Raw genomic sequence first — 22,379 nt, forward strand, 5'->3', positions numbered from 1 at the left:
GCCGCCGCTGACGCGCTGCGAACGGGATCCGCCCGCAAGGGGCTTCACGGCGTCATCCGAGGAACCGCCGACCGCGCCAGCGCCCGCAGGCCGCGGCAACCCCGCGACACCGAGCCGGCCGCGGCACCTCGACGTCCCGCACAGGGCCGCCCCGACACCTGGACCCGCGCCGTGCCCCCGCTCCTCCGCCGGAGCGCGCGGGCCAGCGCATAGATTGGGGCCATGCCGAACCACCTCGCGAACGAGACCTCGCCGTACCTGCTCCAGCACGCCGACAATCCGGTCGACTGGTGGCCGTGGTCGCCGGAGGCGTTCCAGGAGGCGCGGGAGCGGGGCGTGCCCGTCCTGCTCAGCGTGGGCTACAGCAGCTGCCACTGGTGCCACGTCATGGCGCACGAGTCCTTCGAGGACGGGGTGACGGCCGCCTACATGAACGAGCACTTCGTGAACGTCAAGGTGGACCGGGAGGAGCGGCCGGACGTCGACGCCGTCTACATGGAGGCGGTGCAGGCGGCGACCGGGCAGGGCGGCTGGCCCATGACCGTGTTCCTCACCGCCGATGCCGAGCCGTTCTACTTCGGGACCTACTTCCCGCCCGAGCCCCGGCACGGGATGGCCTCCTTCACGCAGGTCCTCGAAGGTGTGCACACCGCCTGGGAGGGGCGGCCCGAGGAGGTTACGGAGGTCGCGCGGCGCATCGTGGGGGACCTGGCCGGGCGCCGGCCGGACTACGGCAAGGCCGCCGTCCCCGGCCCGGAGGAGCTCGCGGGGGCGCTGCTCGGGCTGACCCGCGAGTACGACGCCGCGCGCGGCGGATTCGGCGGCGCGCCGAAGTTCCCGCCGTCCATGGTGCTGGAGTTCCTGCTGCGCCACCACGCCCGCACCGGTTCCGAGGGCGCGCTCCAGATGGCCGCCGACACCTGCGAGGCGATGGCCCGGGGCGGGATCTACGACCAGCTCGGCGGCGGGTTCGCCCGGTACTCCGTCGACCGGGATTGGGTCGTGCCCCACTTCGAGAAGATGCTCTACGACAACGCCCTGCTGTGCCGGGTGTACGCGCACCTGTGGCGTGCCACGGGGTCGGAGCTCGCGCGGCGCGTCGCGCTGGAGACCGCCGACTTCATGGTCCGGGAACTGCGCACCCGCGAGGGCGGCTTCGCCTCCGCGCTCGACGCGGACAGTGAGGAGCCGGGGACCGGGAAGCACGTCGAGGGGGCCTACTACGCCTGGACCCCCGACCAGTTGCGGGAGGTGCTGGGCGAGGCCGACGGGGAGCTGGCCGGCGGCTGCTTCGGCGTCACCGAGGAGGGCACCTTCGAGCACGGCACCTCCGTACTGCGGCTGCCCCAGGACGGGCCGGCGGTGGACGCGGAGCGGTTCGCGTCCATCAGGGCGCGGCTGCTCGCCGCGCGCGGGGGGCGGCCCGCGCCCGGGCGGGACGACAAGGTCGTGGCGGCCTGGAACGGGCTGGCCATCGCGGCGCTCGCCGAGTGCGGGGCGTACTTCGAGCGCCCGGACCTGATCGAGCGGGCGACGGAGGCCGCGGACCTGCTGGTCCGGGTGCACTTCGACGCGGCGGCCGGCGGGCCGCGGCTGGCGCGGACCAGCAAGGACGGGCGGGCCGGCGCCAACGCCGGGGTGCTGGAGGACTACGGGGACGTCGCCGAGGGGTTCCTCGCGCTGGCGGCGGTGACCGGTGAGGGGGTCTGGCTGGAGTTCGCCGGGTTCCTCGTGGACCTGGTCCTCGACCTGTTCGCCGCCGAGGACGGCTCCCTGTACGACACCGCGCACGACGCGGAGCGGCTGATCCGGCGCCCCCAGGACCCCACCGACTCGGCGGCCCCCTCCGGCTGGACGGCCGCCGCCGGGGCGCTGCTCTCGTACGCCGCGCACACCGGTTCGCAGGCGCACCGTACGGCGGCCGAGCGCGCGCTCGGGGTGGTCCACGCGCTGGGTCCGCGCGCACCCCGCTTCATCGGGCACGGGCTGGCGGTGGCGGAGGCGCTTCTGGACGGTCCGCGCGAGGTGGCGGTCGTGGGCGACCCGGACGATTCCCAGTGGGCGGCGCTGCACCGCACCGCGTTGCTGGGGACGGCCCCCGGGGCGGTTGTGGCGGCCGGACCGCCGCGTGCGGCAGACGGGAGCGGTGGGGAGTTCCCCCTCCTGGCCGAGCGCACACGCGTAGACGACCTCCCGACGGCCTATGTGTGCCGACACTTCGTCTGCGCGCGGCCCACGACGGATCCGGTCGAGCTCGCGGAGCAGCTGGGTACGGTTCGCCCCTGAAGGAACGGGAGTACCGTCAATTCCGTTTCTTCCCGGGCGTGTTGAGGAACGCGATCGCTAGTGCTGGTACGCCGCGAGGGAGATGCCGACGTAGTGCGCGACGAAGGCCGCGAGGGTCAGCGAGTGGAACACCTCGTGGAACCCGAAGAAGCGGGGCGAGGGGTTGGGCCGCTTGATCCCGTAGATCACGCCGCCCGCGCTGTAGAGCAGACCGCCGACGATCACCAGGACCAGCACCGCGATACCGCCGGTCCGCAGGAAGTCGGGCAGGAAGAAGACCGCCGCCCAGCCCATCGCGATGTAGCACGGGGTGTACAGCCAGCGCGGGGCGCCGACCCAGAAGACGCGGAACGCGATGCCGGCCGCGGCCGCGATCCAGACCGCCCACAGCAGCGTCCGCCCGGTGGACGGCGGCAGCAGCAGGACCGTCAGCGGGGTGTACGTCCCCGCGATGATCAGGAAGATGTTGGCGTGGTCGAGGCGGCGCAGGATGGCCTCGCCGCGCGGCCCCCACGTCCCGCGGTGGTAGACCGCGCTGACGCCGAAGAGCAGGCAGGCCGTGAGGATGTAGACCCCGCAGGCCACCCGGGCCCGGGTCGAGCTGGTGAAGGCCATCAGCACCAGGCCCGCGACCACCACGGCGGGGAACATCCCCGTGTGCAGCCAGCCGCGCATCAGCGGCTTAATCTCCGGTCCCGGCACGGCCACCGCGGCGGCATCAGAAGTCATGGCCGCCATGGTACCTACGGGTCCGTAGGTTTCTGTTAGTCCTCTTTACGGAAGATTGACGGGAGTGGCGATGCTCACGTGAGAGGCCCTCTGGACATATGCGCACATGCACCGGATGATCAGATGAGTGCGGTCGGCACCGGATGAGCGGAGCGCGAAGCGTCCGGGTCGCAGCCCCCACGGGGCAAACACCAAACAAACCCCTCAACAAGGAGCAATCGTGGCGCGCGACAACGCGGCTCCCACTTCCGTCCCGACGACCCGCCCGACGGAGCACGCAGAACTGATCTCCTGGGTCGACGAGATCGCAGCCCTCACCCAGCCGGACCGCGTCGTCTGGTGCGACGGCTCCGAGGCCGAGTACGAGGCCCTGTGCGAGGACCTCGTCTCGAAGGGCACGTTCAAGAAGCTCGACCCGGCGAAGCGCCCCAACTCGTACTACGCCGCCTCCGACCCCTCCGACGTCGCGCGCGTCGAGGACCGGACCTTCATCTGCTCCGAGAAGGAAGAGGACGCGGGCCCGACCAACCACTGGAAGGCCCCTTCAGAGATGAAGGAGCTGTTCGCGGGCGAGCAGGGCATCTTCCGCGGCTCCATGAAGGGCCGGACGATGTACGTCGTCCCGTTCTGCATGGGCCCCCTCGGCTCCGAGCTCTCCGCGATCGGCGTCGAGATCACCGACTCCGCCTACGTCGCGGTCGCCATGCGCACCATGACCCGCATGGGCAAGCCCGTCCTCGACGAGCTCGGCACCGACGGGTTCTTCGTCAAGGCCGTCCACACCCTCGGCGCTCCGCTCGCCGAGGGCCAGGCCGACGTGCCGTGGCCCTGCAACACCACCAAGTACATCTCGCACTTCCCCGAGACCCGCGAGATCTGGTCCTACGGATCCGGCTACGGCGGCAACGCCCTCCTCGGCAAGAAGTGCTACGCGCTGCGCATCGCCTCCGTCATGGCGCGTGACGAGGGCTGGCTCGCCGAGCACATGCTGATCCTCAAGCTCACCCCGCCGGCCGGAGAGGCGAAGTACATCGCCGCCGCGTTCCCGAGCGCCTGCGGCAAGACCAACCTCGCCATGCTGGAGCCCACGATCCCCGGCTGGACCGTCGAGACGGTCGGCGACGACATCGCCTGGATGCGCTTCGGCGAGGACGGCCGCCTCTACGCGATCAACCCCGAGGCCGGCTTCTTCGGCGTCGCCCCCGGCACCGGCGAGCACACCAACGCCAACGCCATGAAGACGATGTACGCCAACACCGTCTTCACCAACGTCGCGCTCACCCCCGACGGCTCCGACGTCTGGTGGGAGGGCATGACCGAGGAGGCCCCGGCCCGCCTCATCGACTGGAAGGGCAACGCCTGGACCCCGGAGTCCGAGACCCCGGCGGCCCACCCCAACGCCCGTTTCGCCGTCCCGGCCTCCCAGTGCCCGACGATCGCGCCCGAGTGGGAGGACCCCAAGGGCGTCCCGATCTCCGCGATCCTCTTCGGCGGCCGCCGCGCCTCCGCCGTCCCGCTGGTCACCGAGTCCTTCGACTGGAACCACGGCGTCTTCATCGGCTCGAACATCGCCTCCGAGAAGACCGCCGCCGCCGAGGGCAAGGTCGGCGAGCTGCGTCGCGACCCGTTCGCCATGCTGCCGTTCTGCGGCTACAACATGGGCGATTACATGGGTCACTGGGTCGACGTGGCCAAGGGCAAGGACCAGGCCAAGCTCCCGAAGATCTACTACGTGAACTGGTTCCGCAAGAACGACGCGGGCAAGTTCGTGTGGCCCGGCTTCGGCGAGAACAGCCGCGTCCTGAAGTGGATCGTCGGGCGCCTCGACGGCACCGCCGAAGGCATCGAGACCCCCATCGGCGTCCTCCCGACCGTCGCGTCCCTGGACACCGACGGCCTGGACCTGCCCGCCGAGGACCTCGACTTCCTCCTCACCGTCGACAAGGAGATCTGGCGCGACGAGGCCGCCCTGGTCCCCGAGCACCTCAACACCTACGGCGACCACACTCCGAAGGAGCTGTGGGACCAGTACCACGCGCTCGTCGAGCGCCTGGGCTGAGCCCCGACCGCCCGGACCACGCTCCGGGCCCATGAATGTGGGAGCCCCCGACCAAGCGGTTCCCACCGCAGCACCGGCCAAAAGTCATATCTGCCAGGAGTGTTGTCCGCTCTCCTGACAGGTAGGCCGTGTGCGTCTTCTGACGGCGGGTCTCTGCTTCGCGGAGGCCCGCCGTCAGGCGTTTCCGCCTCCTTCGAACTCCTTCGAAATGCTGTGTGAGTCCGTGGGTGCTGGTGGGCGGGGCGGGAGGCCGGGAGGATCGACGCCATGGGCGTGAGTGCGTTGAAGTGGCAGGGGTGGCTGGTCGGGCTGCTGGTTCTGGCCGGGCTGCTGGTGTTCGCCCCGCTGGGGCTGTACGTGTGGGCCAGCGGCGAGCCGGCCCCGCAGGCGCCCGCGACGGCGGCGGGGTCGGTACGGGTCACCGGATGCCGAATCGATCCGGCGAGCCGCCGGGTGGTGGCGGGGGTCGAGGCCACGGGCCAGGGGTCTTACGTCGTCACGGTCGAGTTCCGCGACCAGGCGGACCCGGGACCGGGAGTCCGCTCGGCGCAGGCCCTGGTCAAGATCCCGGGCGTCACCCCCACCACCCCGGAACGAGCCGAAGCCATCGGCCCCGTCTGGCCCCCGGCAACCACCCCCTGGTGCGGGGTGGCCCACTCCACCCGAACCGAAGGCGAGACCGCCCCGGGCACCGGCTGAGGGCGCGGGGGCCAGGGGCGCCGGAGGGCGGGGGCGGGGCGGTTGCTGAGGGCGCGGTGCGCGCGGTGGCGGTGCCGAGGGGGCGCGGTGCGGAGTGCCGGGGGGTGCGGGGCCTGCCCCGGGCCCGGTCAGCGTCCCCGCAGGGGCCATGGCGCCCGGTCCGGAGCCTCCGCGGCACCGGACCGGGGCCGTCAGTGGGCGCCGGCCATCCCGACGGAGTCAAGGGCGGCGGCGTGCGCGTCCATCCGCTCGGCGGCGAGGATCGCGGCGGTGGTGTCCGCGCGGGACGCGGCGACGAGCAGCGCGCGGGCGGCGAGGTCGTGCGCCCGCTGGTGCAGCGTCACGGTGTCCCCGGTGGGGGCGTGCGACAGGCGGGCGGGCTGCGCCCCGCGCAGCCGCGCTACCTGGCCGGCGATCCGCTCGGCGCTCTCGACGAGCCCGAGCTCGTCGGTGACGGCGAGCAGGGCCGCCAGATGCCCGGCGAGCTGGATGTCCAGCGCCTCGCCGCGGCTGCTGTGGGGGTAGTCGGGGTGGTCGCCGTGGCCGGTGCCCAAACGGTGGACGACCGACTTGGTGCGGATCGGCTCGTACATGAGGGGGCCTCCTGCGTGGTCAGGAGGCCAGCCTACATTGGATTGGTTCTAAAGTTGAGCCGTATCCGGATATGAGACGGCGTCTGTCTGACGGTGGCCGGATGGCTACATCTGTCCGTAACCGTCGAGGAAGTTGCCGATCCGGGTCACCGCGTCCGCCAGGTCCGTCGCGTTCGGCAGCGTCACGATCCGGAAGTGATCGGGCTCGGGCCAGTTGAAGCCCGTCCCGTGCACGACCATGATCTTCTCTTCCCGCAGCAGGTCGAGGACCATCTGCCGGTCGTCCTTGATCTTGTAGACGGACGGGTCCAGCTTCGGGAACAGGTACAGCGCGCCCTTGGGCTTCACGCAGGTGATGCCGGGGATCTGGGTGAGCAGGTCGTACGCGGTGTCGCGCTGCTCCAGCAGGCGGCCGCCCGGGAGTACCAGCTCGTTGATCGACTGCCGGCCGCCGAGGGCGGTGGCGACCGCGTGCTGCGAGGGCATGTTCGCGCACAGGCGCATGTTGGCCAGGATCGTCAGGCCCTCGATGTACGAGGAGGCGTGCTTCTTCGGGCCGCAGACCGCCATCCAGCCGGCCCGGTAGCCGGCGACGCGGTAGTTCTTGGAGAGCCCGTTGAAGGTGAGCGTCAGCAGGTCCGGCGCGATCGCGGCGGTGTTCGTGTGCGTGGTGCCGTCGTAGAGGATCCGGTCGTAGATCTCGTCCGAGCAGACGACCAGGTTGTGGCGGCGGGCGATGTCCGTGAGCCCGCGCAGCATCGCGTCGTCGTAGACGGCGCCGGTCGGGTTGTTCGGGTTGATGATCACGATCGCGCGGGTGCGGTCGGTGACCTTGCGCTCGATGTCGGCGAGGTCGGGCATCCAGTCGGACTGCTCGTCGCACCGGTAGTGCACGGCGGTACCGCCGGCGAGGCTGACGGAGGCGGTCCACAGCGGGTAGTCCGGCGCGGGGACGAGGACCTCGTCGCCGTCGTCGAGCAGCGCCTGCATGGACATCTGGATCAGCTCGGAGACGCCGTTGCCGAGGTAGATGTCCTCGACGTCCAGGTCGATGCCCTTGGTCTGGTAGTGCTGCACGACCGCGCGGCGCGCGGACAGCAGCCCCTTCGCGTCCCCGTAGCCGTGGGCGTTGCCCAGGTTGCGGAGCATGTCCTCAAGGATCTCCGGCGGGCACTCGAAGCCGAAGGCCGCGGGGTTGCCGGTGTTGAGCTTGAGGATGCGATGACCTGCTGCTTCGAGCCGCATGGCCTCTTCGAGGACGGGGCCGCGGATCTCGTAGCAGACATTGGCGAGTTTCGTTGACTGGATCACCTGCATGACGGGAGCTTACGGGCCCTGCGGGAGGCTCGCAGCGATATTGGGGTCGGAGAGCAAGGTTGATATGCCCCGTTTCGCGCGATGTGGAGGCGCTACCCCGGCACACCCTTGGAAAGGGTGGCCGCGCCGGCGCCCTGGCCTGCGGAATGGGTGGGTCCGGGAGACGGGCGGGGGACGGTGTTGCGCTCGTCACCCCGGGAGGGTGGGTGCGCCGTATGAGTACGTGGCATGAGTACGCCGGATGAGTACGCGCACTCATGCGGCCGGGTGCCCTCACGGCGAGGCTTGCCGGGTGAGCCGGCGCGGGTCGTGGGTCGGGGGCCGGGGGTCGTGGGTCGGGGGCCGGGGGTCGTGGGTCGGGCCTGATGTTCGTGCTGGTGGCGCTGGTGTTGGCCAACTAAGGGGTAGGCAGTGAAGTTCGTAGTCGGTGACATGGCGATCACCACGGCGGGTATGGACGGCGACGACCGCGCGATCGAGTTCCAGGTGACGGCGGAGTCCGAGCCGGAAGGCATGACCCGCCCGGGCCACTTCGCGATCCACCGCGACCACGAGGCCGGCTGGGAAGCCGCCCGCCTGACGGTCGACCCGGACTCGGGCGGCATACCGGTGGCGGCGGTGGAATGGGCGGTGGAGTTCGCGCGGGAGTACTTGTAGGCGGGGTGGGGGCGGGGCGGGGGTAGGGGCGCGCCACTGGGCCGGGATCGGACAGTGCTGGGGACTTCCCGCCAGTCTCACTGTCCTTCCGTGTCGGTCCGCCCTGTCAAGGGCGCTCCCTCCGGTCGCGTCGCTTCGCGATGGCCTTCGGCCACCCTTGACAGCCCGGCCCGCCCCGGAACGCCAATAAGCCTGCCGGGAACCCCCCAAAGAAACGGTCAGGGGGGAACTGGACCACCGAACCGCACCGAGACGCCCGGCCGGGGCTCCTGCTTCGCGGAAACGCCGCCCTCCGGGCGGGAACCCTTCCGAACCTGCACCAAACGGTGTCCAGATTGACCAAGGCAGCGGTCAGGCGCCCCAGATCGCTACCCGCCTACCTCTCGGCTCAGCGACTGCGGACCGGCCGTGGCTGGACACAAGCCGCCCACGATCGCTACCCGCCTGCCTCTCGGCTCGGCGTCTGCGACCCGTCTGTGGCTGGACACAAGCCGCCCACGACCGGAACCACAGTGCGGACCGGCCGGCGGCCGCAGGTAGTCGGGTGGTGTGACCTGAGACGGTCGGATGCGTCATTTCATGCAGGTTGGAGGCCATCGGACCTCCAGAGACCCCAATCCCACCCCAATCCTGTCCGGATTGGGGTGGTTTGGTGGGTGGGTGTGGGCTGTCTGGTCGCCCTGACCGCAATCCAGGCTGATCTCTTCGTCTTCTGGCTACAAGAAGCCACAGACAAGCCGCAGCCGCGTGAGGTGAGGAGCATGTCGGGGCCGTGGGCGGCTTATGTCCAGCCGCAGACGGGCCGCAGCCGCGTGGGGCGAGAAGTGCGTGGCAAGTGTGGGCGGCTTGTGTCCAGCCACGGCCGGGTCGCAGCCGCGTGGGGTGAGAAGTGCGCGGCGAGGGTGGGTGGCTTGTGTTCAACCGCAGACGGGCCGCAGCCGCGTGAGGCGAGAAGCATGCCGGGGCCGTGGGCGGCTTGTGTTCAGCCACGGCCGGTCCGCAGTCGCTGAGCCGAGTGGTAGGCGGGTAGCGATCTGATGCGCCTGACCGCTGGCTTGATTGATCTGGACACCGTGGGGTGCAGGTTCGGAGGGGTTTCCGCCCGGAGGGCGGCGTTTCCCGCCGAGCAGGGCTCCCGCCCAGGCGTCTTGCGATGGCTCCGTGGTCTCGTTCCCCCCTGACCGTTCTTTGGGGGGTTCCCGACAGTCTTTGGCATTCCGGGGCGGGCCGGGCTGTCAAGGGTGGCCGAAGGCCATCGCGAAGCGACGCGACCGAAGGGAGCGCCCTTGACGGGCCGGACCGAACCGGAAGGACAGTGAGACTGGCGGGAAGCCCCCAGCACTGTCCGATTCCGGTCCGGTGGACCCCGCACAGCCCTACCCCGCCCGACGGGCACCGCCGCCGCCGTCCCCATCCCGCCCCGCGCGGATCCCGCACACCCCCACCCCGCCCGACGAGCGCACCCGCCGCCGTCCCCATCCCGCCCCGCGCGGATCCCGCACACCCCCACCCCGCCCGACGAGCGCACCCGCCGCCGTCCCCATCCCGCCCCGCAGGGACCCCGCACACTCCCGCGCCGCCGGTGACAATGGCCCCGTGAAGCCACTCAAGATCATTGCGGGGGATGCGACCTGTCCCCAGGCCAAGGGGCCGAAGATCATCGCGCACGTCTGCAACGACGTCGGCGGCTGGGGCAAGGGCTTCGTGCTGGCGATTTCGAAGCGCTGGCCCGAGCCCGAGGCGCGGTACCGGGAGTGGCATCGCGGGAGAAGCGGCAATGACTTCGGGCTCGGCGCCGTCCAGTTGGTGCGGGTGCAGCCGGACGTGTGGGTGGCCAACATGGTCGGCCAGCGCGGCACCCGGACCGGGAGCAGTGGCCCGCCGATCCGCTACGACGCGGTGGAGCGCTGCCTGGCGGCGCTCGCCGACCATGCCGTCGAGCTGGGCGCCTCGGTCCACATGCCGCGCATCGGGTGCGGGCTCGCCGGCGGCAAGTGGTCCCGTATCGAACCGCTGATCACCGGCGCGCTCTGCGCGCGGGACGTGGACGTGACGGTCTACGAGGTCACGTGAGCCGCCCGAGCCGGGCCGCGCCGTGTCGCCAGAGCCGCAGCAGGTGCGGGGCCTTCGGGGGCGCGCCCAGCGGGCACACGGCGAAGTGGGTGATCCGGCAGGTGCCATCGGGGGCGGCGGGGGCGAGGTTCGCGGCGGTGCCGTCGCCCGCGATGCGCCAGCGCTGACCGGTGGGGACCAGGTGGTACGGCACGCCGCCGGGCTGCATCAGGACCCACCGGCCGTCCGCCGTGCGGTGCCAGACCGCCGGATCGCCGCAGGCCCGGCAGGTCGCGGGGCGGCCGGCGCGGGCGTCGGGTCTGCCGATGTCCGCGAGGGCGTCCGCGAGGACCTGCCCCAGCAGCACCGGGCCTTCCGGCTGCACCGGGCTCGGCATCGTCGCCATCACGGGATCACCGGAGTCGGGGTACGTGGCCACCGTGGCGCGGTCGCCGATTGCCTCCGCGCCGGCATGCGTCACTCATCGCCCAGCCCCCCCTGCTCCCACTGATCCCGCGATCCCCTGCCCCGAGCGGGTGTTCGCGGAGACACCTACCCATGCGGCCGGTGGGCGGAACATCGATCACCGCACCGGGTGCGGGCGGTGCGGGCCTCCTGCTCAGGGGTCGAGCAGGCCCACGGCGATGCCGCCGCCGAGCAGCAGGCCCACGTGCGTACCGAGGAGGGCGAACCATTCCCAGGGGCCCATCCGGAAGCGGATGCGGGCCGACACGGACCACTCGTACGCCGTGACGAGGGCGGCCAGGATCAGCAGCGGTGCCCACAGGGCGATCCACCAGCCGCTCGTGCCGCCGTGGCGGACGCAGGCGAGCAGGCCGCCGGAGAAGAGGACCGCCAGGCCCCAACCGGTCTTCTCGGTCTTCTCGTTCTCGTCGGTGCGCGGGGGCTCCGCTGTCGTGTCCATGCTTGGCACGCTACCGAGAGCCCCGGGGCGCTTCCCAGGCATTGCGGCCCGATCCCCGTACGTGGCGGGCCGGGCGGCGGTGATCCCGTCCGGGTCGACCACGACGGCGGCGTCGAACTCCGGGCCGCGACGACGGGCGATTCGGGGGCCGCGCCAAGGGGGCGGGGTGCTTCGCCGCGCTCGCCCGGCAGTTCAGACACGCCTGCCCGCGCGCTCTGGCGTCCCGCACGCCGACGGGAGGGTGCTGAGCGGCGGTTCGGCCTCGCCGGCGTGTGAGGCGTCCTTTCGCGGAGCCCGGGGTGTTACGGGAGGTAGCGCTCGATGACCTGCGGGCCCTCCTTCTCGATCAGCTGGCGGGCCTTTTGGATCCGCTCCGGAGTCGGGTCCGCGCCGGTGGCCATCACGAGGTCTTCGGGGTCGTACGGGCGCTCGCCGCCGGTGTAGAGCTTCGCCGGCCGGCCGGGCTGCTGGTCCGATTCAGTGTCCATCGCATGCTCCCTCCAGTCGCCCCCTGGCCCCCATCCTGCGGCGACATCGCCATGAACGCACTTCGGCCGCCCCGCGCCCGCGCTCAGGTGGTGACGGCCACCAGCGCCGTGAGGGCCGCGATGGCGGCGCAGATGCCCAGGTTGACCACCCGGTGCTCCCAGAACACCGCGACGAACTCGCGGATCGTGGCGCTCGGCCAGAAGTACGCCGCCGTCGGCGAACCCAGCACCTGGCCGTTGACCCCGGCCCTGCGGGCGGTCATCGCCGCCCGGAAGGCGTGGAAGCTGTTGGTGACGACCACGCAGCGGTACCCGGGGTTCTCCTCCCGCATCAGTTCCCGGCTGAAGCGGAGGTTCTCCTCCGTGGTGCGGGAGCGGTCCTCCAGCCGTACGTGTTCCTGCGGAACGCCCCGCGCGATCAGCCAGTCCGCCATGGCCCGGGCCTCCGGGACCCGCTCGCCCGGCCCCTGCCCGCCCGAGGCGAGCAGCAGCGGCGCCGGGCCGCCGCGGGCCAGCTGGGCGGTGTGGATCCGGTGGCCCTTCCCCAGGCGGGAGGCCAGCAGCGGCGGGACGTCCTCGCCGCCGATGAGGCCGGAGCCGAGCACCACCACGTAGTCGACGTTCCCGCGCACCGTGATCCGCCCGTAGAGGTAGGCGTAGGCGAGGAAGCAGACGAAGAGGAAGGAGACGTACCCGGCGAGCAGCACCAGGCACACCACGAGAGAGTCCACCAGGCGCGAGCCCCGGTCGGGGACGATGACGACCAGCGCGATCAGGGCGAAGATCCCCACCCCCGCCGCCAGGGACAGCAGGTTGGCCGGGCTGCCGCCCTCCTTGCGGACCATCGTCAGGCCGTTGCCGATCAGGAAGGCGCCGAGTGCGAGGATGCCGAGGGACGGTACGAGGAAGACCAGCAGCATCGCGATCGTGTCGAGCGGCGACGGCAGCCCGGGGAGCAGGAGCAGCACTCCGACCGAGGCGAACATGAGCGTGAGGCCGAGGAGGACGGCGTTCTGGAAGCGCCTGCGGTCCGCCCGCGCGCTCACGCAGAAGAGGAAGAGGAAGAGCGCGGCGGGGACGAAGGCGATCATGGCGCCCATGGTAGGCGGGGGCGGTGCCCCCTCAGCGGCCGTCGTGCGGTGTGCGGCGGACGGAGCGGCCGGCGAGGACGTCGGTGCGGCGGCCGTCGCGCATGACGAAGCGGCCGTCGATCAGGACGTACGGGATCCCGGCCGGCAGCACGCGCGGGTTCTCGTAGGTGGCGCCGGCCGCGACGGTCTGCGGGTCGAAGAGGACCAGGTCGGCGCGGTACCCCTCGCGGACCAGGCCCCGGTCGGGCAGCCGCAGCCGGGCCGCCGGGCGGCCGGACAGGTGGGCCACGCACTCCTCCAGGGACAGCACGCCGAGTTCGCGGACGTAGCGGCCGAGGTAGTGGGGGAAGGTGCCGTACGCCCGGGGGTGCGGCTTCGCGCCGCGCAGGATGCCGTCCGAGCCGCCGGTGTGGACGGGGTGGCGCATGATCGCCCGGACGTTCTCCTCGTGGCCGACGTGCTGGAGGACCGTGGACCCCAGGCGGTCGCCGAGGAGCAGCCGGCGGGCGCTCTCCCAGCCGTCGAGGCGGGTGCCGACGTACGCCCCGTACGCGGGGTCCGCCGTCCCCGAGATCTCGATGGCCGACCAGTCGACGGGCACCCCGTGGCAGCCGTCGGCGCCGGTGACCTCCAGCGCGTACCGGATCCGCTCGGCCTCGGCGTCGTCGCGCAGCCGGGCCAGTACCGCCTCGGGGCCGCCCTCGCCCGCCCAGCTGGGGAGCAGTGCGACGAGGGTGGTGCAGCCCGGGGTGTACGGGTAGGAGTCGAGGGTGATGTCGGCGCCGCCGGCGAGGGCGTCGTCGAGGAGGGCGAGGAGCTCGCCCGCGCGGCCCTCGTTCTCGCCGAAGTTCATGGTGGCGTGGGCGAGGTGGAGCGCGCAGCCGGCCCCGCGGGTCAGCTCGACCATCTCCGCGTAGGCGCCGAGCGCGCCGCGCCCGTACGAGCGGTGGTGCGGGCAGTAGTAGCCGCCGTACGCGGCCACCACCCGGCACAGCTCGGTGAGTTCGGCGCCTGAGGCGTACATGCCGGGGGTGTAGGTGAGCCCCGAGGACATGCCGACGGCGCCCTGCGCGAGGCCCTCGGCGACCAGCCGCCGCATCCGGTCGAGCTCGGCCGGGGTCGCGGGGCGGTCGTCCCAGCCGAGAGCGTACGCGCGGACGGTGCCCTGGGGGACGAGGTAGGCGGCGTTCACCGCGATGCCGGTGGCGTCGAGGCGGTCGAGGTACTCGCCGACGGTGCGCCAGCCGAAGTCGAGGTCGTCGTCCGGGTCCCAGGGGGCGCCGCCGTTCCAGCCGGCGATGGCGGCGCGGACCTCGGTGAGCGTGCGGTCGTCCACGGGGGCGTACGAGAGCCCGTCCTGGCCGAGGACTTCGAGGGTCACGCCCTGCGCGGCCTTGGCGCTGTGGTCCGGATCGCGCAGCAGCGCGAGGTCGCTGTGGGCGTGCATGTCGATGAACCCGGGTGCCAAGGCGAGCCCGTGGGCGTCCAGGGTGCGCCGGCCGCCCGCGCGGACGCGGCCGATCTCGGCGACGCGGCCCGCGTGGACGGCGACGTCCGCGGTGTAGGAGGGCCCGCCCGTGCCGTCGACGACGCGGGCCCCGCGGATGACCAGGTCCACCGGCGCGGCTAGAAGAAGGTGCGGACGTAGTCGGTGACGGTGCCGTCGGCCGCGACGACCGGGATCAGCGGCCACTTCTCGAAGATGGTGCAGGGGTGGGACATGCCGAGGGCCACCCAGTCGCCGACGGCCACGTCGTCGGCGGAGTCGGTCTCCAGCCAGGCGTGCTGGTCGGAGAGCTTGACGAGGCGGATGCCGGTGGCGGGCCGCTCCTCGCCGGTCAGCGCGTCGCGCACCAGCTCGGCCTCGGGCAGGCCGAGGTCGTACGCGACGTCGCGCTTGCCGGCGTTGACGAAGGCCTGGGTGGGGGAGGGGCGGGAGACGACCTGGGTCCACAGGCGGAACGCGGGGCGCAGGCCGCCCTCTTCGGGGACCCGGTTGAAGGGGGTGAGGCGGGTGTACCAGCCGTGGTCGTGGGAGACGTACGCGCCGGAGCGCAGCAGCCGCAGGGTGGGCCGGGACAGTTCGGGCAGTTCGGCGAAGACGTCGGCGACGGCGTCGAACCAGGCGGAGCCGCCGGCGCTGACGACGATCTCGTCGAGACCGGCGGGGAAGCGGCCGGCCTCGTCGAACTCGACGACGAGGCCCGTGAGGCGGCGCAGGTAGGCGTGGACGGATTCCGGGTCGGCGCCGGGGACCTCGGCCTCGTACCCGGCGATGCCGACGAGGCGCAGGGTGGTGGCCCGGGCGACGGCGTCGGCGACGGCGCGGACGTCTTCGTCGCTCCGGGCGCCGGTACGGGCCCCTTCGCCGGCGCCGAGTTCGACGACGACGTCGACGGTGGCGCCCTGCCCCTGGAGGGCCCGGTCCATCAGCTGGACGCCGCGCACGGAGTCGACGTAGCAGACGAAGCGGAAGCCCGGGTCGGCGGCGAGCTCGGCGGCGACCCAGCGCAGGGCGGCGGGGTCGACGAGCTCGTTGGCGAGGAAGATCCGCTGGATGCCGAAGGCGCGGTAGACGCGGGCCTGGTGGGGCACGGCGGCGGTGATGCCCCAGGCGCCGTGGTCCAGCTGGCGGCGGAACAGCTGCGGGGCCATGCAGGTCTTGCCGTGGGGCGCGAAGGCGAGGCCGTGGCGGCCGGCGTACTCGCCGAGGGCGGCGAGGTTGTGCTCCAGGGCGTCCGCGTCGAGGGTGAGCACCGGGGTGGTGAACCCGCCGGTGTACAGGTTCCGGCGCTCGGCGGCGAGGTCGCCGACGGTGAGGCCGAGCGACGCGGCGTCCGGGGGCAGGCCCTTGAAGCGGTGGTCTGCCGGTTCGGCCGCGAGGGCCTGGACGGGGTCGCTGGGCATGTGCGGTGCCTCCCGGGGCGTTGCGGGTGGTGCAACGGTCGTTGCGTATGGCGCTGCGAGCTGTCTAACATCCCGCGTGACGGCGGGTCAACGTCCGCCCTGCCGCACGCTCCCGCCGCGCAGCGGTGCGCGGAGCGGAAACGGGAGGGGCACGGCGTGAGCCAGTCGGTGGAGCGGGCGCTGGGGATCCTGCCGCTGCTCGCGCGGGGCCCGGCCGGGCTCGGCGAGGTGGCCGAGGAGCTCGGCGTGCACAAGAGCACCGCGCTCCGCCTCCTGCGCACCCTCGGGGAGCACGGCTTCGCGTACCGGCAGCCCGACGGCCGCTACCGCCTCGGGTCCCGCCTCTTCGCGCTGGCCGCCGAGGCCGTTGAGAACCTCGACGTCCGCGCCGTCGCCCACCCCCACCTCGTCGAGCTGGGCCGGCTCACCGGCCACACCGTCCACCTCGCCCTCCACCAGGACGACGAGGTCGTGTACATCGACAAGGTCGAGAGCCGCTACCCCGTCCGCCTGTACTCCCGCATCGGCAGGCCCGTCCCCCTCACCGTCGCCGCCGTCGCCAAGCTGCTCGTCGCCGACCTCCCGGAGGGCGACCGCGAGGCGCTGGCGGGGCGGATCGAATACCCCCGCTACACCGCCCGCTCGACCCCGGGACCGGAGGCGTTCCTGCGCGAGCTGGCCCTCGTGCGGGAGCAGGGCTGGGCCACCGACCTCGGGGGGCACGAAGAGGCAGTCAACTGCGTCGGCGCGCCCGTCCGCGGGCCCGACGGGCGGGTCGCCGCCGCCCTGTCGATCTCCGCGCCCACCGTGGTGGTGGCCGCCGAGGGGCTGCTCGAACTGCTGCCCCTGGTGCGCCGTACCGCCGACACCATCAGCCGGGAGTACTCCGGCTCCGCACAGAGGGATCCGTTGCCGTCATGACCGAGAAGACCGCCGTCACGCCCGCCACCCACACCGCCCCGCCCGCGAAGTTCTCGCACGGCGTCCGCAAGGGGAACATCCTCCAGGTCGCCGGCCAGGTCGGCTTCCTCCCGCACGTGGAAGGCCGGGGGCCCACGCCCGCCGGGCCGACGCTGCGCGCGCAGACCCTCCAGACGCTGGAGAACGTCCGCTCGGTGCTGGAGGCCGGCGGCGCGAGCTGGGACGACGTGATGATGATCCGCGTCTACCTGACCGACACCGGCCACTTCGCCGAGATGAACGACATCTACAACGCCTACTTCGAGGAGCAGGGCCTGAAGGAGGCCCCCGCCGCCCGGACGACCGTGTACGTCGGCCTGCCGGCCGGGCTGCTCATCGAGATCGACGCGCTCGCCGTCCTGTCGTAGGGCGCGCGGAGGGGGCGCCCCCCTGGCGGTGGGGCGCCCCGGATCACCTGAGCGCTGAGCGCTGAGTACTACGCGTTACGCGTTACGCGCCCGTGCAGTACTGCGCTTCCTTGCCGATCGCGCGGTACATGCAGTCCGCGTTCTCCAGCAGCTGGAGCACCGCGTCCTTGTTGCGCGCGGTCTCGCGGTCGATCACCTCGTCGGGCGGGTAGAAGCCGCCGCCGCCCGAGGACGGGTACATCTCGAAGGTGTAGGAGAAGATCTTCTGGTTGCCCCACAGCCAGTCGTCGATCGTGCCGTCGGTGATGTAGAGGTCGCTCGACTGCTCCGCCGTGTAGCCGTTGCTGGCCGCCATGCTGAGGCCGGTCTTCTTGTACGCCGCGAGGTCGTCGGCGGTCATGCCCGGCGCGGTGTCGTTGTACGTCCACCCGAACGGCCACATCACGAGCTCGCTGTACGTGTGGAAGTCGATCGCGGCCTTGATCTGCTGCTTGCCGCCGACCACCCGGCTGCGCACGAAGTCCGCGACCACCTTCACCTCGGGCGCCGACTCGCCGGCCGCGCCCCGGTAGGTCTCGGAGCTCTTGCTGCCGCTGGAGCCGCCGCAGCAGCCCCACTTGTAGTCCCAGTTCCGGTTCTCGTCCGTGCCCACGTACGAGGAGCCCGAGTTCGGCTGCCGGTTCTTGCGCCAGGAGCGGTACGAGCCGGTCGCGATGTCGTACTCGCCGCCGTCCGGGTTGAGGTCCGGGATGATCCAGATCTCGCGGCCGTTGACCATGTTGGTGACCCGGCTGTCGGTCCCGTACTTGGAGCCGAACTCCTTGAGCAGGTACAGGGCCATCTCGACGGTCAGGTGCTCGCGGGCGTGCTGGTGGTGCGTGAAGAGCACCTCGGGCTCGTTCTCGTCGGTCGCGACGTTGTCGCTGATCTTGATCGCGACGAGATCGCGGCCCTGGTACGACTTCCCGATGACCCGCTTGCTCATGATCCCGGGGTACTGCGCGATGCGCTGGTCGATCTCCGCGTTCGCCTCGGCGTAGTTGTGGTACTTCGAGTCCGCGGACGGGAAGTCCATCGGGCTCGCCGCGATGCCGGGCAGGGAGCGGTCCGGCGGGCCGGGCAGGGCGGTCATCTGGTAGCCGAGCGCCTTCAGGCTCCTGGCCTGCATGGTGTCGGCGCTGACGACGACGGTGTGGTCGTCCACCTCGTCGATCGAGACGCCCGTGCGCAGCAGGGCCGTGCGGTCGGCGACCGTGGACGGGCCGTGGATCCGGTACTGGACGACGGCCTCGTCCTGGGTGGCGGTGGACGGGGTGGGCGGTGGCGACGCCGTGGCGCTCATTCCGTAGGCGGGCGCGCCGAGTGCGAGCGCCAGGAGGGCGGCCGTGACGGCTGCCCTTCGGCGGGTGTGGAGCCGCATGCGATCTCCTGGGTGGGGAGTGTGGGGGTAGCCGTGCGGACGTGCGCACAGCGTGCTCTCGTGGCATGTCACGGTCAAGAACCCGGTGTGTTCGCCGGGCCGATTCAGGCCACCCCCACACGTACCGCCTACGGGAGCGCGTGGACCTTCGGACCCACCGCGTTCGACCAAGCGTGACCCGCCTTGGCGTCCCAGTTGGTCGACCAGGTCATCGCGCCGCGCAGCCCGGGGTATGTCTTGGACGGCTTGAAGGACCCGCAGCCCGTTCCGCGCGCCAGGCAGTCGAGGGCGTTGCCCACGACGGTCGGGGAGACGTAGCCGCTGCCCGCGCCGCTCGGCGAGGCCGGTACGCCGATGCCCACCTGCGAGGGGTCGAGGCCGCCCTCCAGCTGGATGCAGGCGAGCGCGGTCAGGAAGTCCACCGAGCCCTGGGAGTAGACCTTGCCGTCGCAGCCGTTCATCGAGCCGCTGTTGTAGTACTGCATGTTGACGACGGTGAGGATGTCCTTGATGTTCAGGGCCGTCTTGAAGTAGCCGCCCTGGGTGGACTGCATGTCGATGGTCTGCGGCGCCATCGTGATGACGAGCGAGGGGCCCGCCTTCGACGACAGCGAGCGCAGCGCCTGCGTCATGTAGGTCGGGTTCAGGCCGTTCTCCAGGTCGATGTCGATCCCCGAGAACCCGTACTCCTGCATCAGCGCGTACGCCGAGTTCGCCAGGTTGTTCGCGGAGGCCGGATCGTTGACCGAGATGGTGCCCTTCTCGCCGCCGATCGAGAGGATGACCGACTTGCCGGCCGCCTTCTTCGCGGCGATGTCGGCCTTGAACTGGGCGACCGTGTAGCCGCCGAGGCCCGCCGAGTCGAGGTTGAAGGTGATGGCGCCGGGCGTGGTGGTGGCGTCGGCGAAGGAGACGGCGATGATGTCGTACTGCGCGGAGACGTCGGAGAGCTTCTGGACGGTCGCGCCGTTGTCGAAGTTCTGCCAGTACCCGGTCAGGGCGTGCCTCGGGACCGACGGGTTGGGGTTTGGGTTGCCGCCGCCGGTGGTGGTGCCGGTGACGGGCGCCGACCGGGGGCCCTCGCCCGCCGCGTTGTACGCGCTCACCTGGAAGGCGTACGAGGTGGCCGGCGCGAGCCCGGTGATCTGGGCGGAGGCCGAGGACACGGTCTGGACGTGGACGCCGTCCTGGTAGACGTGGTACCCGCCGGCCCCGCCGACCGCGTTCCACGAAAGGGCGAGCCCGTTCGCGCTCTGGCCGGAAACGGCGGCCCCGCCCGGGGCGCCGGGAACCGACGGGCCGGGGTCGGTGCCGCCGCCCCCGTCCGGGCCGAAGACGCTGAACTCGTCGACGGTGTAGGCCGGCTGGCCGTACCAGCCGTGCGTGTAGACGGTGACCTGGGTGGTGTTCGGGCCGGTGGAGAAGGTGGTGGAGAGCTTCTGCCAGCCGGAGCCCGAGCCGGGGGTCCAGGTGGAGACGTCCTGGGTGCCGGTCCCGGTCGCGCCGAGGTAGACGTAGGAGCCCTGCACCTGGGCGCTGAGCGTGTACGTCGAGTTCGGCTTGACCGTGACGCTCTGGCCGCAGCGGGCGTTGTCCGAGCCCGCCGGGGTGGCCTTGAGGGCGCCGGCCCCCGTGTGGACGGGCGAGGAGACGGCGGCGCCGCTGCCGGCCGAACACGACCAGCCGGCGAGGCCGGACTCGAAGCCCCCGTTGCGGGCGACGTTGACGTCGGCGGCCTGGGCGGTGCCGGTGGCGAGGACGGTCAGGCCGCCGGCGGTCAGGGTGGCGGCGCCCAGCAGGGCGAGGGAGCGTATGCGGTTCACGTGGGCTCCGGTGGGGGGAGAAGGGGATGTGAAGAACGCGCCGGGGGCATGTGGGGTGCCCCGCAGCCAAGTTGGTCTAGTCCAATCCCCGTGTCAAGGGTCTGTGCGATGTGGCTTGGAACGACCGGCCGGCCGATCCCTGTTGTCCGGATTTCCCGCCACCTGTGACAGGTGCTCAGGGCACGGGAATTCCCAAGGCCCTGCCCTGCCAGGGGTGACGCGGATATGGTGCTGGGGCAAGGGGGAAGGGCGCCGATCGGGTGCGGTCGCGCAGCACGTGCGCGTACGCGCCGGCCATCGGGAAGGCCCGGGGCGTACAGGGTGAACGGGGGGATCCGCGTGCTGACCGCCATCGCTGTCACCAGCGCCGACCTGGTACTGCCGGCCCCTGACCGGCACACTCCGGCGGCCGCCGTCCTGCACCCGCCGGACCGGCTCGACCTGGAGGGCTCGCTCGCCGAGACCGCCGCCCTGCTGGAGCGGTACGGACACCTCGTGGTCGTCTTACCGCCCTGGCTGCCCGCCGCGACGACCCGGCGGCTGCACACCGTACGGGCGATCCTGGAAACCGACCGGATCGCGCTCCTCGACATCGACCTGCCACCGCTGGCCACCGCCCTGCTGGTACGCCAGCTGCGCCAGCTCAGCGTCTGCGACTTCAGCCCCGGAGTCATCGCCTCCGCCGCCCGGCTGCTCTCCCACTACATCTACGCGGGCGCCCTGCTGGGCTCGGTCGCCAAGCTCGACCGGGTCCCCGTCGGCCTGGGGGCCCACGCCCGGTCCTGGTCCCCGAGCGCGCAGTTCGCCGTACTGGCCAACCCCGCGCCGCACCTGCTCAAGCTGGGCGGCGGCGGCGGCAGCGGCAGCGGCAGGGGCGGGGGCGGGGCGCACGCCGGGGGCGCGGGACTGCCTCCCGGGCCCGAGTTCGCCACCCACCTCACCTTCGCCCGGGGCCAGCTCGCCTCCGACTGGGTGACGGCCGAACTCGCCCCCGCCTGGCAGGTCCAGGGCGTCATGGAGAACCCGCTGCCCGCCGACTCGCCCGGCTGGTGGGCCACCGGAAAGCTCGTCGAGTTCGCCGCGGCCATCCCGGATCCCGCCGTGCTCTACCAGCTGGTGGCCTCGGTCCGCCGCGAGGAGTGCCGCTGGTGCGGCGCGGAGCTGATCGGCGACCGCTGCGGCTTCTGCTCCGCCCCGCTCACAGCGCCGCCGCCGCCGCAGGCCGCCGCCGACGCCACCGCCCCGTACAGAGCCAGATCCTGACCGCCCGAACGATCGAAGAACGGCGAGGTAGTACGGCACATGAACTCACGCCAGCGCCGCGGCGTCATCCTGTTGCTCCTCTCGGTCCTGTGCGCCCTCGCGGCGTTCGCCGGGGTGCTCATGGTGATCGGCGACGTCAACTCCAAGGTCGGGTCCGAGGTCGTGGCCTACCGCGTGAAGGGTGACATCGCGCCGTATAGCCCGCTGTCGGCCGGGCAGTTCGAGCAGATCACGGTCCCCAAGCGCTGGCTGTCGGACACCGCCGTCACCGACCTCGGCGCGCTCAAGGACAAGATCGCGCTGACCACCCTCAAGAAGGGCTCGCTGCTCCAGACGGACATGTTCGTCGCCCGGCCGCAGCTCCAGGCCGGGGAGCAGGAGATCGCCATCATGATCGACGCGGCGACGGGGGTGGCGGGCAAGATCACCCCGGGGGCCAGGGTCAACATCCTGGGCACCTTCAAGGGCAAGAAGCCGACCGACCCCGACCAGTCCCTGGTCATGGTCGCGGGCGCCCGGGTCATCAACGTCGGCAAGCTCACCCCCCTCGACAAGGCCAGCGACAAGAAGGGCCCGAGCGAGGCCGTCCCGATCACCTTCGCCCTCAGCACCAAGGACACCCAGCGCGTCGCGTACGCCGAGTCCTTCGCGGAACACGTCCGCCTGGCCCTGGTGGCGGCCGGCCCCGAATCGCCGGTGAGCCCGGGCGACCGTTCGTACACCCTCGAAGGGGACAAGTGAG

General features: G+C 72.0%; 20 protein-coding genes. 9 read left to right on the forward strand and 11 right to left on the reverse strand.

Features of this window, described 5'->3' with window-relative positions:
- Positions 1-222 precede the first annotated feature (222 nt).
- A complete protein-coding gene (locus EES41_RS22835; RefSeq protein ID WP_123080096.1) occupies positions 223-2,286 on the forward strand; it encodes a thioredoxin domain-containing protein in 2,064 nt (687 codons plus the stop codon).
- A gap of 57 nt (positions 2,287-2,343) precedes the next feature.
- On the opposite strand, the gene EES41_RS22840 is transcribed toward EES41_RS22835, so the two are convergent.
- On the reverse strand, positions 2,344-3,015 hold the full coding sequence (locus tag EES41_RS22840) for a hemolysin III family protein (RefSeq protein ID WP_037790999.1): 672 nt from the start codon (positions 3,013-3,015) through the stop codon (positions 2,344-2,346).
- Between the two features lie 220 nt (positions 3,016-3,235).
- Here EES41_RS22840 and EES41_RS22845 point away from each other — a divergent pair, with 220 nt between their 5' ends.
- Positions 3,236-5,074 (forward strand): phosphoenolpyruvate carboxykinase (GTP), encoded by a 1,839-nt coding sequence (locus EES41_RS22845; protein WP_123080097.1) that lies wholly within the window; start codon positions 3,236-3,238, stop codon positions 5,072-5,074.
- Positions 5,075-5,347: 273 nt separating this feature from the next.
- Positions 5,348-5,773, forward strand: a complete 426-nt coding sequence (locus EES41_RS22850) for a hypothetical protein (RefSeq protein WP_164495914.1) — start codon at positions 5,348-5,350, stop codon at positions 5,771-5,773.
- Between the two features lie 191 nt (positions 5,774-5,964).
- Here EES41_RS22850 and EES41_RS22855 read toward each other — a convergent pair whose 3' ends face one another.
- Together EES41_RS22855 and EES41_RS22860 are read right to left on the reverse strand one after the other, a co-directional pair.
- Positions 5,965-6,366 (reverse strand): hypothetical protein, encoded by a 402-nt coding sequence (locus EES41_RS22855; RefSeq protein ID WP_123080099.1) that lies wholly within the window; start codon positions 6,364-6,366, stop codon positions 5,965-5,967.
- 105 nt (positions 6,367-6,471) lie between these two features.
- Positions 6,472-7,683 carry a pyridoxal phosphate-dependent aminotransferase gene (locus EES41_RS22860; RefSeq protein ID WP_123080100.1) on the reverse strand — a complete coding sequence of 404 codons (1,212 nt, stop codon included), beginning with the start codon at positions 7,681-7,683 and terminating at the stop codon, positions 6,472-6,474.
- Between the two features lie 411 nt (positions 7,684-8,094).
- Between EES41_RS22860 and EES41_RS22865 the strand changes: the two genes are divergently transcribed.
- The gene (locus EES41_RS22865; RefSeq protein ID WP_164495915.1) at positions 8,095-8,340 is read left to right on the forward strand and encodes a hypothetical protein; all 246 of its coding nucleotides are present in this window, start codon (positions 8,095-8,097) and stop codon (positions 8,338-8,340) included.
- A 1,596-nt stretch (positions 8,341-9,936) separates the two neighbouring features.
- Positions 9,937-10,413 carry a macro domain-containing protein gene (locus EES41_RS22870; protein ID WP_123080102.1) on the forward strand — a complete coding sequence of 159 codons (477 nt, stop codon included), beginning with the start codon at positions 9,937-9,939 and terminating at the stop codon, positions 10,411-10,413.
- Here the strand turns inward: EES41_RS22870 and EES41_RS22875 are convergent.
- From EES41_RS22875 to EES41_RS22900, 6 genes are all read right to left on the reverse strand, one after another.
- Positions 10,406-10,873, reverse strand: a complete 468-nt coding sequence (locus EES41_RS22875) for a DUF6083 domain-containing protein (RefSeq protein WP_123080103.1) — start codon at positions 10,871-10,873, stop codon at positions 10,406-10,408. The two genes, EES41_RS22870 and EES41_RS22875, sit on opposite strands and share 8 nt — an antisense overlap.
- A gap of 138 nt (positions 10,874-11,011) precedes the next feature.
- Complete coding sequence (locus tag EES41_RS22880; protein WP_123080104.1) at positions 11,012-11,317, reverse strand: hypothetical protein; 306 nt, start codon at positions 11,315-11,317, stop codon at positions 11,012-11,014.
- A gap of 302 nt (positions 11,318-11,619) precedes the next feature.
- Positions 11,620-11,805 (reverse strand): hypothetical protein, encoded by a 186-nt coding sequence (locus EES41_RS22885; RefSeq protein WP_123080105.1) that lies wholly within the window; start codon positions 11,803-11,805, stop codon positions 11,620-11,622.
- An 83-nt stretch (positions 11,806-11,888) separates the two neighbouring features.
- On the reverse strand, positions 11,889-12,896 hold the full coding sequence (locus tag EES41_RS22890; RefSeq protein WP_123082637.1) for a YdcF family protein: 1,008 nt from the start codon (positions 12,894-12,896) through the stop codon (positions 11,889-11,891).
- 31 nt (positions 12,897-12,927) lie between these two features.
- Entirely contained in the window at positions 12,928-14,514 is a 1,587-nt protein-coding gene (locus EES41_RS22895; protein WP_123080106.1) for an amidohydrolase family protein, read from the reverse strand.
- A gap of 8 nt (positions 14,515-14,522) precedes the next feature.
- The gene (locus EES41_RS22900; protein WP_123080107.1) at positions 14,523-15,803 is read right to left on the reverse strand and encodes an alanine racemase; all 1,281 of its coding nucleotides are present in this window, start codon (positions 15,801-15,803) and stop codon (positions 14,523-14,525) included.
- A gap of 156 nt (positions 15,804-15,959) precedes the next feature.
- On the opposite strand from EES41_RS22900, the gene EES41_RS22905 reads away from it, so the two are divergent.
- Positions 15,960-16,724, forward strand: a complete 765-nt coding sequence (locus tag EES41_RS22905) for an IclR family transcriptional regulator (RefSeq protein WP_123080108.1) — start codon at positions 15,960-15,962, stop codon at positions 16,722-16,724.
- Positions 16,721-17,131, forward strand: a complete 411-nt coding sequence (locus EES41_RS22910; protein WP_123080109.1) for a RidA family protein — start codon at positions 16,721-16,723, stop codon at positions 17,129-17,131. Before EES41_RS22905 ends, EES41_RS22910 begins: the two co-directional genes overlap by 4 nt.
- Before the next feature lie 82 nt (positions 17,132-17,213).
- Here the strand turns inward: EES41_RS22910 and EES41_RS22915 are convergent, their stop codons facing one another.
- A complete protein-coding gene (locus tag EES41_RS22915; protein ID WP_123080110.1) occupies positions 17,214-18,551 on the reverse strand; it encodes a M14 family metallopeptidase in 1,338 nt (445 codons plus the stop codon).
- Positions 18,552-18,679: 128 nt separating this feature from the next.
- Positions 18,680-20,374, reverse strand: coding sequence for a chitinase (locus tag EES41_RS22920; RefSeq protein WP_123080111.1), 1,695 nt, complete (start codon positions 20,372-20,374; stop codon positions 18,680-18,682).
- A 339-nt stretch (positions 20,375-20,713) separates the two neighbouring features.
- Here EES41_RS22920 and EES41_RS22925 point away from each other — a divergent pair, with 339 nt between their 5' ends.
- Both EES41_RS22925 and cpaB read left to right on the forward strand, forming a co-directional pair.
- Entirely contained in the window at positions 20,714-21,637 is a 924-nt protein-coding gene (locus EES41_RS22925) for a hypothetical protein (protein ID WP_254211544.1), read from the forward strand.
- Between the two features lie 39 nt (positions 21,638-21,676).
- Complete coding sequence (cpaB, locus tag EES41_RS22930; protein WP_123080112.1) at positions 21,677-22,378, forward strand: Flp pilus assembly protein CpaB; 702 nt, start codon at positions 21,677-21,679, stop codon at positions 22,376-22,378.
- Position 22,379 lies beyond the last annotated feature (1 nt).

The sequence above is a fragment of the Streptomyces sp. ADI95-16 genome (assembly GCF_003721495.1).
Classification (GTDB): domain Bacteria; phylum Actinomycetota; class Actinomycetes; order Streptomycetales; family Streptomycetaceae; genus Streptomyces; species Streptomyces goshikiensis.